We start from the raw sequence: 17,151 nt of genomic DNA, 5'->3' as shown, positions 1-17,151 counted from the left end.
CCCTTGTCCCCTTCCCATCCCTCTTCCACTATGCCAATCTACATTTACTGGGGTGAAGATGATTTTGCCATGTCTAAGGCGATCGCCAATTTACGCGATGAGATTCTAGATGTGAATTGGAGTTCGTTTAATTACACGACTTTTCCCCCAGAGCAAAATAATGCTGTAATTGAAGCGCTAAATCAAGCGATGACACCACCTTTCGGGGCTGGTGGGCGTTTGGTATGGTTAATAAATGCAAGTATTTTTCAGCAATCTGATGACAAGGTGTTATCAGAGTTACAGCGGACTTTACCAGTAATTCCGGAAAATTCCCACTTATTAATTACTCATTCCAACAAACCAGACGAACGGCTAAAATCAACGAAATTGTTGAAAAAGTTTGCCCAAGTGCGGGAATTTGCGCTTATACCACCTTGGAAAACTGATTTACTCATAAAATCTGTCAACGATGCGGCAAATTCTCTGGGAATCAAATTAACTCCTAATTGTGCGGAATTTTTGGCAGAGGCTTGCGGTAATGATATTCGCTTACTTTATAACGAACTAGAAAAATTACAGCTTTACTTACTAGATAGTAATAAACCACTAGATGTTGATACTGCTGCTCAATTAGTCAGAAATGAAACGAGAAATAGCCTACAGTTAGCCGGTGCTATTAGAATGGGAAATACTGCCCAAGCATTAAATTTGATCGCGGATTTGATCAATTCTTCCGAACCTGCTTTGCGAATAGTTGCCACTCTCATTGGTCAGTTTCGCACTTGGTTATGGATTAAAATAATCATGGAAACTGGCGAACGTTCTTCACAAGCCATAGCAATCGCTGCTGAGGTTCGCAATCATTACCGCATTAAATATTTACAGCAAGAAATTCAGTTTCTTTCGGTGCAGCAACTAGTATCCTGTTTGCCGATACTACTTGAATTAGAAGTGAATTTAAAACAAGGAGCCGCACAACTTTTAACACTCCAAACTAAAGTTATAGAACTGTGCCAAATATGTCAAAAAAGATGACAACAAATATATTTATTATATATTTATTATATATTTATTAAATTTTACTCGTATTTTTAGGGAACAACTACCACGGGAAACAATTCAAAGTTATTAACATCTTATTACTGTAGTTAATTATCACAAAGTATATGAAGAGAATTACCCATTATTCAAAGAGGATTAACATAGCTCGAATACTTTCTAAATCTGCTGTGGTAGGTGTTATAGCTACTTTAACTATCGTTGCTAGCAGTATAGTTTCGAGTTCAAAAGCTAATGCTCAAACTCCTTCACCTGTTGATAGTGATGAGATAACCAAGTACTCTAGAGCATTATTAACAATCGAACAAAACCGCCTTCAAGCATTTGACGAAATCAAGAAAATTTCTGGAGGTAGAGAAGTTCCTGCAATTGTTTGTAACCAACCTAGAACGATAGAATCTCTATCACCGGGAAGGGCTAGAGAGATTGTCAGAAAATATTGCCAAAGTTCTCAAACAATTGTTGAAAATAATGGTTTAAGCATCGAACGCTTCAACAATATTACTTTAAAATTACAAAATGATGAAAGTTTAAAAAGGCAGATATATAATACTTTAATTCGCCTACAAAAAAAACCTAATTAGACCTCGGCAAAATTTAAATAGACAATCATATTTTCCGCGTAAAATAAATGCCATAAAACCCGACTTCTCCTACAAGCCATAAAAAAGACAGTTCAGAAGTCGGGTTTTTACTTTAAATTTTCCTATAATCATGCGAATACAATAAAAACCCGACTTCTTACAAATAGTTATTAGGCAAGATAAAATCTTTGCTGTTTAGCACGAATATTTTTAATGTGCTTTTTTACGGTATTAACAGTAATATAAAGCTTGTTAGCAATTTGTTTATAGCTCGATGTAGCTCGATAGAGACTCCAAATTTCTGTTTCACGCTGCGTTAAGTGGTATTTATTTGCTTCGGATAAAGCTGCATTTTTCAACGTTTCGTAGCGATTTTCAATTGTGACTAATAAATAAGGTTGTTTAGTGAATTCTAGATTTAACCATCTTACTCTTAAACGAAACATTGCCGACCCATCGACGAAAATATCTTCTAACCATATTGTTTGATTTTTGGTTTGATTTTTGCTCGATAACTCACAAAGATTACGAATTAATGATGTTATAGAATTTTGATTTATACTGCATTGCTCGATTTGATTACAAATACTGTAAGCACTAGCATTGCTATGAACTACTTCCCCAGTTTCAGTTAAAATTAAGATACCATCTTCAATATTTTCGATTATTTGCAGTAAAAAAGAAAGTTGTTCTAAATCTCTAGGTTTTTCTGATTTTGCTATGGTTGTTAGAGTTTTCATAAGTTTGCGATTTATATCTTGATAATTGATAAACCATATTTGTAATCACAGCAATTTAATACGTCACTTTACAAATGGCGATGAATGCAAATATTACAATTATTAAATGTTAATTGTTTTAGCCTTGTGAGGCTTGATAATTTTTTATACAGCTTGATGCTAATGTATTTCGGATTTTGTTGCCGGTTAACCCGACGAATCACCCTACGGAAAATCAAAAAGACGTTGCATTGCAACGTCTCTACATAGTTTTCTATAATTTGATATGCCTGGAATCTCTAAATTAACCCCAGACAAAAACTTTTGCTTCAAAAGGACCTAAATCGGTCATGATACCATCATCACCAGCTTCTACATCGTAATTAGCCGTCCATTCGTGCCATTTACCCGCAGCAGGGAAATTAGGAACTTGATAACCAGCTAAGAAATTCTCAGAGAAGTTAGCTACAACTACTAAACGAGAACCTTCATCATTCCAACGAGTATAAGCTAGTACCTTTGCTTCCGGATTTTCGTGGATAAAATCAATATTTTCCGTATATAAAGCATGATTGTTTTTACGCAGGTGAATTAAACCTTTGTAATATTCAAACAAACCTTTATTCAAATCATTTCCTAACAATCCCCACTCGATTTTAGATGATTCTTGAGTCTGGGGTTTGTATTCACCAAATTCTTGTCCCATCCACAACATTGGTACACCAACTGCTGTCATTAAAAGCGCTGCTCCAAATTTGAGTCGATGAAACGCTTCTGCATCAAAAATATTGCGATCGCCCAACTCTACCATAATCCTATCATGGTCGTGATTGGTAATATAATTAACAACATTTGTCGCACCCAGAAAACCTTGACGCTTACAATCGATGACATCTTTAAGTTGTTCTAAATCAAATTTATCACCACAAATATGTTCTCGTATACAATGATAAAAACTATCATGCCAACAACCATCCATTGGACCATCTACATTGGTAATACTGGCAGTTTCAGGAATATGTTCGGCAATGTTATAAAACGGTTTTGCACCTGCGGTTTTCTTAGCTTCATTTACTATCCAATGCATGAAATCATAATTAGCAATTTGCCGCGCTGCATCGTAACGAATACCATCAATATGATATTCTTCAATCCAGAAACGTACTGTATCACCTATAAATCTTCGCGCTGGATAAGTATCTAAATTATCATCATATTTTTCGTAATTAAATTCTGGTCCCCAGTTATTATCAGAGTCACGGGGTTCATGATGATACCAGTAATCATGGTCTATTTGTGTTAAAGGAGATGATGCTTCTGAATGGTTGTAAATACCATCTGTAAACACACGAATTCCTCTTCCATGACATTCATCAATCAATCTTTTTAAATCTGCTGTTTTACCGTAACTGGTTTCTGTTGCAAAAAAGTGACGTGGGTTATATCCCCAACTGTAATCACCAGGATATTCTTTAATTGGCATCAATTCAATTGCATTGATTCCCAATTCTGTTAAATAATCTAATTTTTCAATAACGTGTTGATATTTTCCTCGGGCATATTTATCTTCTTCTCCACCAGAAAAATCCGCAACGTGCAATTCATAAATAACTAATTCATGGTCTGGAGGTAAAGGTTTATCGTCATTTTGCCAAACATAAGTATCGACAATTCTTTTTCCATCTTTAATATGGATAATTCCATTTTCATGACTATCTAATCCATCAATATCAGTTGCATAAGGATCACTTACATTTACCCATTCATCTGGTTCAAAAAACCAAGACTTAGTACGTACTTTAAACTTATACTTATAATCACCGTCTTCTAAATCAACTTTAACCCGAAAATAACCATCTTCGCTTTTTTTCATACTAATTGGTTCCCAATCAGAAAAAGAACCAACTAAAGCTGCTTCTTCGTTATAAGGAGCAAAAAGATTGAATTCAATGGGCTTTGCCATATATTTGTTTAAAACCTAAGAAGTGTAGAAGTAGGTTTAGGAAATAAACATACCCAAATCTTACTGCTGAAGGGCTAATAGTTCTTATGTAAATAGCAGTCGGCAGTTATTGAATAAGAAGTATTGTTTAATTACTTGTACCATGTAATTATTTTGTGCTTTTAATTTAATAAAGCAATCTTTCGTCGGGAATAATTTAAGTAAGTTTGACTATTTCTGAGGAAGTATGGTTTTATTCAGCAGTTAGATATTATGATATTTTTGATATTATCGACATGATTCAACTCAACAAAGAACACTTACAAACAATCTTGACTCATGCACAAAACACCTATCCCGAAGAATGTTGCGGTGTGATATTTGGTCATATAGATTGCGATCGCAAAACGGTAGTTGAAGTCATCCCTACCCAAAACGCTTGGAATCGAGAAACAGCGGGTGATTTTGCAGATGATAATATAAATAATCGTCCTATAGATGATATAAATCATAGTAAAAAACGCAGATATACCATAGCACCCCAAGAAATGTTACAACTGCAAAAATCTGCTAGGGAACGCAATGTTAATATAATTGGGATTTTTCATTCCCATCCCGATTATCCCGCTGTTCCTTCAGAATTTGACCGTAACTATGCTTGGCAAGAATATTCTTACATCATCGTTTCCGTACAAAAAGGTCAAGCAGGTGACGTTAACAGTTGGGTACTTAATGATAATTCTCAGTTTCAACAGGAAGAAATTAGGCAGTTAGTTGACAGTTGACAGTTAACAGTTAATGAGTGATTGGTAATGGTAGCGTTCCCTTTGACCTTTGACCTTTGACCTTTAATCTTTAACCTTTAACCTTTATTAATAATTACTAATTACGTATTACTAATAATGACATTATTCGGTAGGATAAAAATTCTGCTCCTCCAAATTTCCGCATGGTTATGCTCAATCCCAACTTGGATGAAATCCAATTGACGAAGGACGATTACGAACGCTACTCCCGCCACCTGATTTTACCTGAAGTTGGGTTGGAGGGACAAAAACGTTTAAAGGCTGCTGCTGTATTATGTATCGGTACTGGTGGACTCGGCTCGCCGTTACTGTTATATTTGGCTGCTGCTGGTATCGGACGTATCGGTATTGTTGATTTCGATGTTGTCGATAATTCTAATTTGCAGCGTCAGGTGATTCACGGTACTTCTTGGGTGGGTAAACCTAAGATTGAATCTGCAAAAAACCGCATTCACGAAATTAACCCGGATTGTCAGGTTGATTTGTACGAAACTCGCATTAGTAGCGAAAATGCTCTCGATATTCTCAAACCTTATGATGTTGTGGTGGATGGTACCGATAACTTCCCGACGCGGTATTTAGTAAATGACGCTTGCGTATTATTAGATAAACCCAACGTTTATGGTTCGATATTCCGTTTTGAAGGACAAGCTACGGTATTTAACTACGAAGGTGGTCCCAACTATCGCGATTTATACCCGGAACCACCACCGCCGGGAATGGTTCCTTCCTGTGCTGAAGGTGGAGTTTTAGGCGTTTTGTGCGGAATTATCGGCACTATTCAAGCAACGGAAACGGTAAAAATTATCATTGGTAAAGGTAACACCCTCAGCGGACGCTTGATGTTATATAATGCCCTTGATATGAGTTTCCGGGAATTAAAATTACGTCCCAATCCCGTGCGTCCAGTGATCGAAAAACTGATAGACTACGAACAGTTCTGCGGTATTCCCCAAGCAAAAGCACAAGAGGCTCAACAGCAAATGGATATTTCAGAGATGACTGTCAAGGATTTGAAAGAATTAATTGATAGCGGTGCAGAAGACTATGTACTGTTAGATGTTCGCAATCCTCACGAATACGAAATTGCTAAAATTCCCGGTTCTGTTTTAATACCTTTGTCGGAAATTGAAAACGGTCCCGGAGTTGATAAAGTTAAAGAAATGCTCAACGGTCATCGTCTTATCGCTCATTGTAAAATGGGTGGACGTTCCGCGAAAGCATTAGGGATTCTCAAGCAAGCAGGAATTGAAGGTACCAATGTTAAAGGTGGTATTACTGCTTGGAGTCAAGAAGTTGATTCTTCGGTTCCAACTTATTAATAAGAGTTAGGAGTTAGTACCACCGGAGTTAGGAGTTGAAAATTAAAAATTAATAGAAGTCGGGTTTCTGACTAAGATACCTGTTACCAGGAAAATCCTCCATAGAAACCCGACTTCTCACCCGGTGAGTAAACTTGCTCAGAAGTCGGGTTTCTACAAGCAAAGAAACCCGAATTATCACCAAATCCAAAATCGATTTAGCGAAATCTATCGGGATTCAATCGGGTACCGGATTGAGATGGACGAGTTTGAGGATTAGTTTTTTTGACGTTTCGCATTAGTTGAGCGCTACCACCATCTTTCTTGTCGAGGAAGGGTTTTAACTGAATAGCATCTTTTGATACTACCTGCTTACCATTACCAAGTAGGGTTCTACCCAAATTAACTGCGTCTTCTAATCCACCACCTCTATAAGTGTTAACACCGATAGTTTGCTGTCCGCTGTCTGCTGAAATCAGGTTTTGGAAAACGTCATTGCGTACTTGATAAGCGTCTCTACCGGGAGGAACTGTTAATACTAATTGACAAGCAGGGTTAGCTTCGGTAGTTACACACAAAACGTCATATCCATTTAAGGTTGAGGTGCGAAGTTCTAACAAACCTTGTGGACGATAGGTTTCTAAGCGTTGAGCAATAGTAGCGCAACGTTTCTGTGCATCCCAACCACCACCTAAAGTTTGGGGAGTAGCCCAAGCAAAGTATTGACTTGATTGGCTTTGGGGAGAATACATGACGGTGTAGCTACCGTTATCCATTTGACAGCTAAACCGAGTTGCGCTGTCAACAGTTTGTGAAGAACTACTTGTAGAGGTTGTGGTTGATGTCCCTGTGGGGGTTGATGTACGTGTGGTTGTAGAAGTTCCACTGCTTCCGGTGGTGGGTACTACAATAGCATCGTTTGAGGAGTCATATTGCGCCATTGCAGGGGTATTAGCAAACAATACTGATAATGCCAAACTGCTTAAAAATACTAACTTAAAAGGTCTAGATGACATGAATCATCCTCCAGTAAAAATTGAAAGGGAGTTATTAATTAGTAGTGACGAAGATTTTTGATAAATGATTCGGGGATATTTTGACAGTTGACAGTTGACAGTTGACAGTGAGCGGTTGCGAATTAACCTCTGACCTTTAACCTTTGACCTTTAACCTATTCCCTATTCCCTTGCAAAAAATTGCGTTAACACAAACTGTTCTACCTGGAATGTTGTATTAACGCAAATATATAGCTCTATTTATTTGTGTGGTCAAAAAATAGTCTTCACATTTTTAACTATGAACAAGCGCGATATTTCAAAAGATATTTCAAACCATGGGAAACATCAACAGAGTCAAGTGATGCAATTCCTCTTCCAGTAGCGGAAAGTCCTGAGTTGACTCGCATATTTACACTGTCACCACAACGTGACCAGACTAAAGTTTGGATATTGTCGGAAGCAAGATAGTCTTTTTCACCTCGGATATTTCTTACAATCTTTGGTCCACGTTGACCAGCAAAGAAATACTCTGCTGTTAGTCTACCAGTGGTTGCAGGAGCTACATAACCGCGATAATCAAATTTGTAGACGGAAACTTGGAATCCAGCAGGAACTTTAACTGGAATTGTTAAGTTACAGTTTTTACGTCTTTCTGCGGGTTTAGCGGAAGCATCTGCGACGTAACCATCAAATAGAATGCTTAATTCTTGACCATCGGGGCTAACGGTGACACTTGCAGAACCAGCAGGACAACCGCTACCACCATAATTTGCTCCAACAATTTGCACTTTTGGTTGAGCAAAAGCAGGTGCAACAGAAGCAGCCATTACTGTTGCTGTAGCCAAAAGGGTTTTGACAAAACTAATTGATTGTCTGTGGATATTTTTGCTATTCATGATTTGTTTTATATCTGACGTGTGCCAGTATAAACACAAAAATAATTAAAAAACACGTTAAAAAAAATACAAAAAAAATATTGTTTTTCACGAATTAATCGATGAATTTAACAATATTAATATTAAGGTTTTATTAATAGAATCCTCGGCTTTATTCGTCAACAAGTGTGTAGGTTTTTAGGTAATTTAATCCTAGAAAAAGAGTAATTCAAGAAAATTAACATTAAGCTTTTATTAACAGGTGGTAATCAATAGGAGTTGATTAATACTGTATTTTTCTCCTCTTTTTTATTATCTTCTTCCTTATCTTTATCTTTTCTTTCTTTGATTATTTGTTTGACTTTATCTTTGATTTTTTGATGTGATGCAACTCCTTCATAAGCGTAACGATTGTATCCATTGGTAGTAATTAAAGTTTCTAAATAACGCACCCTTTCACCACCTCCTGGGTGAGTTGATAACCATACTGGAGGAGCGTTTTTCTGTTCGTTTTTCATTGTTACCATTAAGTTACGTAAGCCGTCTGCTGCATAACCACCGGCTGTTAACAATCTTGTCCCCAATCTATCGGCTTGGCGTTCCATATCCCGGCTGTAGTCGAAGGTAAGTATTCTGCCGACGGTTCCGCCCAAGGGAATATACTGAGTGACGTTAGATATTAAATTAGCTTGAGTTACTAATTGAAATCCGTGGGAAAGTACTGTGTGAGATAATTCGTGTCCGATTAATCCGGCAATTTCTGCTTCCGAATTTGTTTTGGCGATCGCACCTGCATTCAGAAAAATTTTACCACCGGGTAAGGCGAAGGCGTTGAGGCTTTCTTCGGGTATGACGAAGAATTCGTATTCAAATTCGTCACGACCGGCGATTTTGGCGAGTTTTTGTCCGATATCATTAATATATGTGTTTACTTCTTTGTCTTCAATTAATTGCAATTGTTTTTTAGCTTGTTTGGCTACGGAACGACCTACACCTTCTTCACCTTTTAACAGCATCATGGTAGAATCAAGAGCGGAAAACGGACCGAGTAGACTACCTGTTGCAGCGTAACCTACAACACCAGTAATAATGTTGGCGATCGCGTTTCCTCTGGTTTCTCTACGGATATAAGAAGTATATTTTTTCAACTTTTCATCTGCAATTTGTGTAAATTCTTTAGCTTGGGGATGTTCTGGGTTAAGTAGGGCAAATTGACGAGCCGCTAAGGAGGCTTGCATCCATTGTTTTTCGTCAGAAAGAGCATCAACTCGGACTTGTACCAATTCTGCTTGATTGGGATAAAGGGATGTGGCTCTTTCCAAAATTTCTAAAGCTTTTTCATTTTGACCGTATTTTTTCAGAGCTTCGGCATATTTTATGTTACCGGGGATAAATTCGGGATATTTTTCTACTAAAAGTTCTAAGGGTACTAAAGTTCTAGTTCGTAAATCGCTGATGATTCCCGCTTGTGCTTCTCTCCAGTAAACTTTACCTGCGGGAGATAATTTTGCAGGATCAACTATAGGTTGTTTAAGTGGTTGTATATCGGATGTATTTGCAAAAGGTTGTTTTGCTTGACGGTATATTGTCTGTGCTTCGGTTATATTTCCCGCTTGGTAAAGCTTGTCTGCTTCGATCAATTTTTTCTGACGAGCAATTTCTTCAGGAGTTGGTTTGGCCTCTTCTTCGGGTTTCTTGTCGGTAGATTCTTCTGTAGATGATTCTGGTTTTTGCTTATCGGTATCTGGTAAGGTTTCTTTTTCAGGAGTTTTGATAATTACAGCCGGTGGTTGGGCAATTGTAATTTGCGGTGATTGAGTGAGGATAATTAAAACAGAAGTAGCAAGCGAGAGTAATACCCAATTCAAGGCGAGTATCAATGACTTCCATTGACGTTTCATAATCAGCTTTTATTTGAAGGGATTTCTATACTCTTAGTTTAAGAACGATCGCAATTTCACGCAAAGTTATCTCGAAAATTTAAGATTGTTTTATCTATGCTTCAACTTAAAAATATTTTTATTTATGGGCGAAATAATCTCATTCATGATAGCATTTATATGCTGGAAACTATTACAACTGCCCTAGACCACAGCAACGGGAAATATTGGGTGTTTTGGCTGATTGGGTGTGAAAAATATAGCTGTTCTAAATTAAACAGAAGGTTAGTAAAGAAAGCTAACCTTCTGTCATCTTAATAACTGCAATCAAAAGCAGCTATTTCTACATTTGTTTGCCTGTTAAACAGGTCTTAAAGAAGACATATCATCATTCGTAATTCCGACATTTTCGACCCAAGAATATTCCCCTGGTCCTAAAACAACACCATAGGAGTTTTGAAAATCGACATCTCTATAGAATTCCCAACTTCCGTCTAGAATCTTAAAAGATGAAATCGTATCGTTGAGGTTGAAATTTACCAAGTTCGGCACTGAAGTTGTGAATGTTCCAGAGCCTCCCTGAAAGTCTTTGTCTGTAAATAGAACGATAGCTGCCATTGTTTTTCTCCTTAAATAATTGAGTTTTGTTGTTTATAAGTTGTTTACAGGAAAGCTTTTAATTAATAATCATAGTAATTTAAATTTAATTCCTAGATTATCAAAGAGTTTGCAAATTTGTTTGCTCTCTTCCCTTTCCATATATACATAGTATTTCGATGCAATGTTATTGATAATTAACTATTTTTAGGTAAGATTATAATTAAGTATTAAATATTTTTCGACTACTCTCATCAAACACTTGTAAATCAAAAATTTAAGACTGGCGTAAAGGGAGCATCTCAAGATTGTAAGAACTAAAGAACTAACAGAATCTAAAATTGTTCATGACTTGAGAGGCATTAGATTCATTCCATATTTTTTGGTTGGTTTTTAAACCAACAATAGTTCATATGTTTCAACAAAGTTGAGATGCTCTCGCCGTAAATCTTCAAAAAAAAATACTAGATATTACGTATTTTCTCACCATTGATTCAGGATTACTATATGAGATTATTTTGATTATTTATATTGTTTATATAGCGAAACGTTCTAGAGACAAACCAGGTTGTGTTGTGGGTGTGGGATGAGGTATTGCTTGTACCTCGATTTCGGGTATTGGAGATGCAGAAGCTTGGGGAGTTGGTTCAAGTTCAACTTCAAGTTGAAGTTCGGAAAAAGGAGATGCAGAAGCTTGGGGAGTTGGTTCAAGTTCAACTTCAAGTTGAAGTTCGGAAAAAGGAGATGCAGAAGCTTGGGGAGTTGGTTCAAGTTCAACTTCGGGGGAAAAAGTTGGCTGAACCTGATTTTCTGGGGTTGGTAAAGTTGGTACGGTAATAAAATAGTTATTAGTTTCTTCTGCTGGGGTTTCTGAAGGTTTAACAGTAGGAACTAAGACACTACTACCCGTAGTAGGTTTGGGGGAAGCAGTAGGTTTGGGAGAAGCAGTAGCTTTTGGTGATGGTGACTCATTCTCGATAGCGGGTGTGGAAGGAGAAGGAGGAATTGGATTTTGTGGCTGTGCTGATTCTGGTGATACAGCGGGAGTTGTGGGATTATTTTGTTCTTTTTCTTTGTCTTTACTTTCCGATTCTGGTGATATAGGTAAAGATGTGTTGGGATTTTTTTGCTGTTTATCTTCTAATTCTGTGTTATTAGGTGAATTTGTCGGACGATCGCGATTTTGGTCTTGGTTTTTTTCTGTTTGGGGTGTAGAAGGTAAAGATGTGGGAGAATTTTCAATTTTTGGGTTTGGAGACGGAGTTATGGAATTAGTTGGTAGGGAATCTGGAGTATTTTGAGGTTTCGGGGTTAATAAGTCAGGAGTAAAGTTTGTATTGTCTTTTTCGTCTTTTTCAAATGTCGAATTTTTGGGAGGGGAAATTCTGGGTTCAGCAGTTTGGGGTAGAGATTCTAGTCTGGGTTGAATTTGATTATCCCTCTCTTTTGATTGAGAAGGTTCAGGAGCAATTTGAGTTTTAGTCTCTTTAAAAAACGGTATAAAAGGTAAAAAAGTTCGATTACTTTCTGCTTTAGGTGTAGTAGCAGGTAAATATATCGGTGGATTTGGATTGTTATTTTGATTATTGGTAGTCTTAGGTGTAACAGAAGGATTTATTTTTTTAAGAATACTATCTTGAACCTCACTGAAAGCGGGTTGATTGCGATCAAAACTCGGTTGAAAAAAGTTCCATCCAAAAACTCCTAAACCAAATCCAACTCCCATTAAACCAAGCAATCCCAAACTTTGCAGAATGGGGGGATGAGACTTGCGAATAGTTGATGGTAAAGTCACAGGTGGTGCTTTGTAAGCCGAGGAAGTTAATGGTGATATGAGTACGGGCGATTTGAGTGCAATTAACGCTTCAGCTGCTGTTTGATAACGCTGACTAAAGTGATGACGTACCATTCCCGTTAAAATTTCAGCTAATCTGTCACTGACTTTTGCCGAATCGAGCCAAATCAATTCACCGTTATCGGGGTTAAATGGTAATTCACGAGGAGACATCCCGGTTAAAGCTTGAATACCCAGCATTCCCACGGCATAAACATCGCTACACAATCGAGGTTTACCATTTGCTTGTTCATCTGGCATATAACCGGGGGTACCGATAATTAAAGTGGAATTGACATCCCCTTGTTCGTTTTTGCTCAAACCTTTGATTTCTTTGACTGCACCAAAATCAATGAGTACGATTTTATCGTCTTCACGACGACGCATAATATTTCGCAATTTAATATCGCGATGAATTACATTATTTTCGTGAACAAAAGCTAAAACTTCGAGGATTTCTTCTAAAAGCTGAACAACTTTTTCTTCACTCAACCGATGACGTGATTTAACTTCCTTGGTTAAATCGTGTCCATCTACAAATTCTTGAACCAGATAAAATTCGTCATTTTCTTCAAAATGCGCGAACATTTCGGGGATTTGTTTGTGTCCCTTACCTAAACGGTAGAGTACCTGTGCTTCTCGTTCAAACAATTTTTTCGCAATCTGCAAAATTGTGTTATCGGGATTACGAGTTTGGAGTTGTTTGACTACGCATCGAGGATTTCCTGGTAAATCCATATCTACCGCAAGATAGGTGACACTAAATCCACCGCGTCCCAGTTCTTTAAGAATTTTGTAGCGATTACGGAGAATCGTGTCTGTGAGCATGCTTCTTAACCTATCACCAATAGAGAATGCCCTTAATGTTGACAAAAGACATTTTTAATTTCAGTTCCGATAATGACTAATCTATATTTATCTTGCCGAGTAATTATAAACTTACCCGTAAGAGGAGATTGTGGTTAAGGAACCATTAAATTTATAAAAACTAATCCTACTATATTGAATTTTTGAATTTATTCTATCGTGTTTTATCTCAGAAGGGAGAAGGGCTTGTCCCTTCACTGGATAATAACCCCCAAATATCAATCCTATAAGCTGTCACTTGCATCTTAATACATTTTTAGTTTTTTTTGATTAGATATTACCAAACAATTACTATGAATAAATTATGTATACAATATGTATAAAAGTTTGTCTATCAAATTTATTCAACTCAAATAATCGCATTTTTTTCATGTAATTTACCGATATTGAAAGCAATACTAGCTACAATTATTCATGTAAAAATCCTGGAATAATTAGCAGCATTTTCATATAACTTAATTGCCTTAATTAAGAGAGTTGACAGTGGACAGTTTACCTTTAACTTTTAACCTTTCATCACCGCATCCAATAACTTATCCCCACCAAACTTAATGACATCGGTACAGGGTAATCCGGTTTCGGCTTCTACTTGCGCGATCGCAGTTTTTGCCATTGATTCATCAAAATTACTCGTATTCAAAGCAATCCCAACTACAGGTACTGCCGCAAAAGCACCCGCACCGCTGGCAACGATTTCATATAATTTAACAACATCAGCTAAAGGGGGAATTTTGACTCCTTCTACCACCTCATTTTGTCCGAGACGATGGACTAAAATCATCTGAGTTGGTTGAGAACCGCGTATCAAAGGTAATGTTGCTGTAGAACCCGGATGCAATAAGGAACCTTGTCCTTCAACGTGTAAAATATCGTAGTTTTTACCGTAACGTACTACGACTTGTTCCACCGCACCCGCAGCAAAATCGACGCGCACGGCATCTAAAGGGACACCATCTCCTTCCAACATTAAACCTGTTTGTCCTGTGGCGATAAACTTGGTACGCATACCCCGCAATCGCGACGCACGATGTAACTCTAAACTTGTAGACATTTTTCCAACTGCCATATCGGTACCTACCGTCAATACCCTTCTACAGGGAAGATTTTTTGCCGCAAGAGTACAAACACTGATATTAGATGGCTCTTTACGAACATCCCAAATTAATTGACCGGGTTTGAGTAAAGTTCTTAATTCCGGACTGGTAGCCAAGGGAGTATGTAAACCGTTGACGATTGACATTCCTCCTAGCAAAGCATCTTTAATTTCATGCCAATAATCGTCCGGTAAACTACCACCTTTGGGAGCAATACCGATTACCAATACCTGGGGATTAAACGCTATGGCATCTTTAACGGAGGCAACAATTGGCACATCGCGCTGAATCCCTGTTAATTCTGGTAATGACTGTCCAGGACAATCACGGTCAACAGCAACAACTATCGGCGCATCGCTGTAGCGTAATAAAGACAACCCTGTTTTTCCATGAGTTCCGCGAATTCCCTCATGTAGCAGAACGGCAATTTTTTGATTAAGCGGTAAACGCACTCAGCTGTACTCCCAACCCTGGTAAGTTATTTGGTAAAATTTTACCTCCTTCAACGGATGCACCTCTAAAAGGGTCATCAATTAAATTTAGGTGACTATCCAAGTCTAAATAATCCGCTAATGGTGCAAGTTGTGCAAGGGCAGTATTTGCGATCGCGCTATCGGAATAGCAACCAAACATTACCTGTAAACCGCAAGCACGGGCTGTATGTATCATCCGCATTGCTTCGGTTAACCCCCCGGATTTCATCAACTTGATATTAACACCATCAGCGCATTCTGATAAATAAGGAATATCGGTACTAGTAAAGCAGCTTTCATCAACAAAAATGGGTAAAGGAGACGACTTTTTTAATTCAATCAAACTTTGTTCTTGTCCTCGTGGTAAAGGCTGCTCTACATACTTTACACCGATATCAGCAAGTATAAAACACATCTCTTGGGCATCTTCCAAACTCCAACCACCATTTGCATCTACGTATAAGTCGGGTGTTGGTGCTTCTTCTCTTACAGCATCGAGCATTTTTCGATCTGCATCAATACCGTCAGGGTTTCCTAACTTCACTTTTAACATTTTGACATCCATAAATTGTAGCCAATCCCTGACTCTAGCTTTTGCACCTTCCGGAGAATTAATACCGATAGTCACCGAAACCGGCTTAATATTACTTCTATCAAGTCCCCACATTTGCCACAAAGGTAATTTGGCACGTTTTCCCATCCAATCATGTAGAGCGGTGTCAAGAGCCGCCTTGGCAGCGGAGGGAATTTGTGCTTTATTTAACATGAGTTCAATTTCTTGACGTTGGGACGGATGTTTTTTTTGTAAGTTGGGGATAATTTGTAATATGGATTCTTGAATAACCTGGGTAGATTGCGGATAATTACCAACGTTAAAAGGTGATGCTTCTCCCCAACCTTCGATACCATCTTCGGATATTTTTACCCATAAATTTGTTGTTTTGGCTGTGGTACCGCGACTAATTGTTAAGGGAAAGCGTTTATTGACGGTAAATAGTTCTACGTCGATTTGCATAATTGGGGATTGGATAAAATACCTAGTGATTTAGTTTATTATGAGTCAGTTTTGTATAATAAATAATATTTTTTGGAACGCAAAGGTACGCAGAGGTTAAGCGCAAAGTTTCGCTGAGGGAAGGATGATTTTTTTTGAGATTTATATTTAATTTTATTAACCTTTAACCTTTGACTTTTGACCTTTAACCTAAAAATGACTAATTTAAATAAATGGAAGATTTTACAATCAAAGATGGCGTTAAATCATCCTTGGTGTAAAGTCAGGCAAGATGAAATAGAGTTACCTAATGGACAAGTAATTGATGATTATTTTGTTTATCTTAAACCGGATGTAGCGATAATTTTACCAATTACTAGCAATCAAGAAGTTGTTTTTGTTAAGCAATATAGACACGCAATCGGTGATTTTTTTATTGAACTTCCCGCTGGTGGTTTTAATCCAGAACATGAAAGTGGTGAGGTTGCAGCAGTTAGGGAACTTGAAGAAGAAACTGGTTATGTTGCGTCACAGATTAAGAAGATAGCTACTTTTTACGATAAGCCGAGTAAGGATACTAATCAATTACATTTATATATTGCTGAAAATGTTGTTAAAACTGGCAAAATCAAGTTTGATATTACTGAAGAAATTGAAGTTATTTTAATTCCTATTGATGCAGTTTTGTCAAAAATAGTTAAAGGTGAAATTTCTGTTGCTGGAACTGTTGCAGCCTTGTTTTTAGGTTTGAATTTGGTTAAATAGGGAATTGGTAATTGGGGATTGGTAATTGGTAATGGGTAATTAAATCCGTGAAATCAGTGTAATCCTTTTTAATCCGTGATTGGGAATTGGGAGTTAAAATGTTTGATTAATAATTTTCCTACAAACTCAAGTTGGTTTCTCATTTCTTCAGAATCAAGCACTTCCCACATCAGTACGAGATAGCTAATAATTTCACCAATTGAACGTTGGTTTTGATGACAGTAAACAATCCCGGCATGAGAAATACCATTACATTGAGCCATCTCCCCGAACTAAAGTTGCGGGGATTCTGGCTAGGAATTAGAATTAACTTTTTGCCCGGACTCCGAGGAGACAGCTATCTGGTTAATTTTTCCTAGCTTGTCAGAGAACCGCTCTGGG

General features: G+C 37.5%; 15 protein-coding genes. 5 read left to right on the top strand and 10 right to left on the bottom strand.

Annotated elements, in window-relative coordinates:
- Together holA and IQ247_RS26085 are read left to right on the top strand one after the other, a co-directional pair.
- The coding region (gene holA / locus IQ247_RS26090; protein ID WP_322745577.1) for a DNA polymerase III subunit delta at positions 1–1,017 on the top strand (1,017 nt) is incomplete at its 5' end.
- Positions 1,018–1,148: 131 nt separating this feature from the next.
- Complete coding sequence (locus IQ247_RS26085; RefSeq protein ID WP_193924422.1) at positions 1,149–1,625, top strand: DUF4168 domain-containing protein; 477 nt, start codon at positions 1,149–1,151, stop codon at positions 1,623–1,625.
- Between the two features lie 170 nt (positions 1,626–1,795).
- Here IQ247_RS26085 and IQ247_RS26080 read toward each other — a convergent pair whose 3' ends face one another.
- Both IQ247_RS26080 and IQ247_RS26075 read right to left on the bottom strand, forming a co-directional pair.
- A complete protein-coding gene (locus IQ247_RS26080; RefSeq protein WP_193924421.1) occupies positions 1,796–2,365 on the bottom strand; it encodes a helix-turn-helix transcriptional regulator in 570 nt (189 codons plus the stop codon).
- A gap of 283 nt (positions 2,366–2,648) precedes the next feature.
- A complete protein-coding gene (locus IQ247_RS26075; protein ID WP_193924419.1) occupies positions 2,649–4,307 on the bottom strand; it encodes an alpha-amylase family glycosyl hydrolase in 1,659 nt (552 codons plus the stop codon).
- Positions 4,308–4,513: 206 nt separating this feature from the next.
- On the opposite strand from IQ247_RS26075, the gene IQ247_RS26070 reads away from it, so the two are divergent.
- Both IQ247_RS26070 and moeB read left to right on the top strand, forming a co-directional pair.
- Positions 4,514–5,071 (top strand): M67 family metallopeptidase, encoded by a 558-nt coding sequence (locus tag IQ247_RS26070; protein ID WP_228060045.1) that lies wholly within the window; start codon positions 4,514–4,516, stop codon positions 5,069–5,071.
- 170 nt (positions 5,072–5,241) lie between these two features.
- The gene (gene moeB, locus IQ247_RS26065) at positions 5,242–6,414 is read left to right on the top strand and encodes a molybdopterin-synthase adenylyltransferase MoeB (RefSeq protein WP_193924425.1); all 1,173 of its coding nucleotides are present in this window, start codon (positions 5,242–5,244) and stop codon (positions 6,412–6,414) included.
- Positions 6,415–6,611: 197 nt separating this feature from the next.
- On the opposite strand, the gene IQ247_RS26060 is transcribed toward moeB, so the two are convergent.
- From IQ247_RS26060 to IQ247_RS26030, 7 genes are all read right to left on the bottom strand, one after another.
- Positions 6,612–7,409 carry a COP23 domain-containing protein gene (locus IQ247_RS26060; protein WP_193924417.1) on the bottom strand — a complete coding sequence of 266 codons (798 nt, stop codon included), beginning with the start codon at positions 7,407–7,409 and terminating at the stop codon, positions 6,612–6,614.
- Between the two features lie 278 nt (positions 7,410–7,687).
- Positions 7,688–8,287: a DUF4360 domain-containing protein gene (locus IQ247_RS26055; RefSeq protein WP_193924415.1), complete on the bottom strand. Its 600-nt coding sequence runs from the start codon at positions 8,285–8,287 to the stop codon at positions 7,688–7,690.
- Between the two features lie 248 nt (positions 8,288–8,535).
- Positions 8,536–10,167, bottom strand: a complete 1,632-nt coding sequence (locus IQ247_RS26050) for a M48 family metalloprotease (RefSeq protein WP_193924413.1) — start codon at positions 10,165–10,167, stop codon at positions 8,536–8,538.
- A gap of 339 nt (positions 10,168–10,506) precedes the next feature.
- Positions 10,507–10,764 (bottom strand): beta/gamma crystallin-related protein, encoded by a 258-nt coding sequence (locus IQ247_RS26045; protein WP_193924411.1) that lies wholly within the window; start codon positions 10,762–10,764, stop codon positions 10,507–10,509.
- Between the two features lie 514 nt (positions 10,765–11,278).
- The gene (locus IQ247_RS26040; RefSeq protein WP_193924409.1) at positions 11,279–13,405 is read right to left on the bottom strand and encodes a serine/threonine-protein kinase; all 2,127 of its coding nucleotides are present in this window, start codon (positions 13,403–13,405) and stop codon (positions 11,279–11,281) included.
- Between the two features lie 544 nt (positions 13,406–13,949).
- The gene (locus tag IQ247_RS26035; RefSeq protein ID WP_193924408.1) at positions 13,950–14,990 is read right to left on the bottom strand and encodes an N-acetyltransferase DgcN family protein; all 1,041 of its coding nucleotides are present in this window, start codon (positions 14,988–14,990) and stop codon (positions 13,950–13,952) included.
- Positions 14,974–16,026, bottom strand: a complete 1,053-nt coding sequence (locus IQ247_RS26030; protein WP_193924407.1) for a dipeptide epimerase — start codon at positions 16,024–16,026, stop codon at positions 14,974–14,976. The genes IQ247_RS26035 and IQ247_RS26030 overlap by 17 nt, the downstream gene beginning before the upstream one ends.
- A 195-nt stretch (positions 16,027–16,221) precedes the next feature.
- Here IQ247_RS26030 and IQ247_RS26025 point away from each other — a divergent pair, with 195 nt between their 5' ends.
- Positions 16,222–16,770, top strand: a complete 549-nt coding sequence (locus IQ247_RS26025) for an NUDIX hydrolase (RefSeq protein ID WP_193924406.1) — start codon at positions 16,222–16,224, stop codon at positions 16,768–16,770.
- 68 nt (positions 16,771–16,838) lie between these two features.
- Here IQ247_RS26025 and IQ247_RS26020 read toward each other — a convergent pair whose 3' ends face one another.
- Positions 16,839–17,033 (bottom strand): hypothetical protein, encoded by a 195-nt coding sequence (locus IQ247_RS26020; RefSeq protein WP_193924405.1) that lies wholly within the window; start codon positions 17,031–17,033, stop codon positions 16,839–16,841.
- Between the last annotated feature and the right edge of the window lie 118 nt (positions 17,034–17,151).

The organism is Plectonema cf. radiosum LEGE 06105 (assembly GCF_015207665.1).
Taxonomy (GTDB): Bacteria; Cyanobacteriota; Cyanobacteriia; order Cyanobacteriales; family Nostocaceae; genus Rivularia; species Rivularia radiosa_A.
The sequence above is the reverse complement of the archived record's forward strand: the minus strand, read 5'-3'. Positions and strand labels throughout refer to the sequence as shown.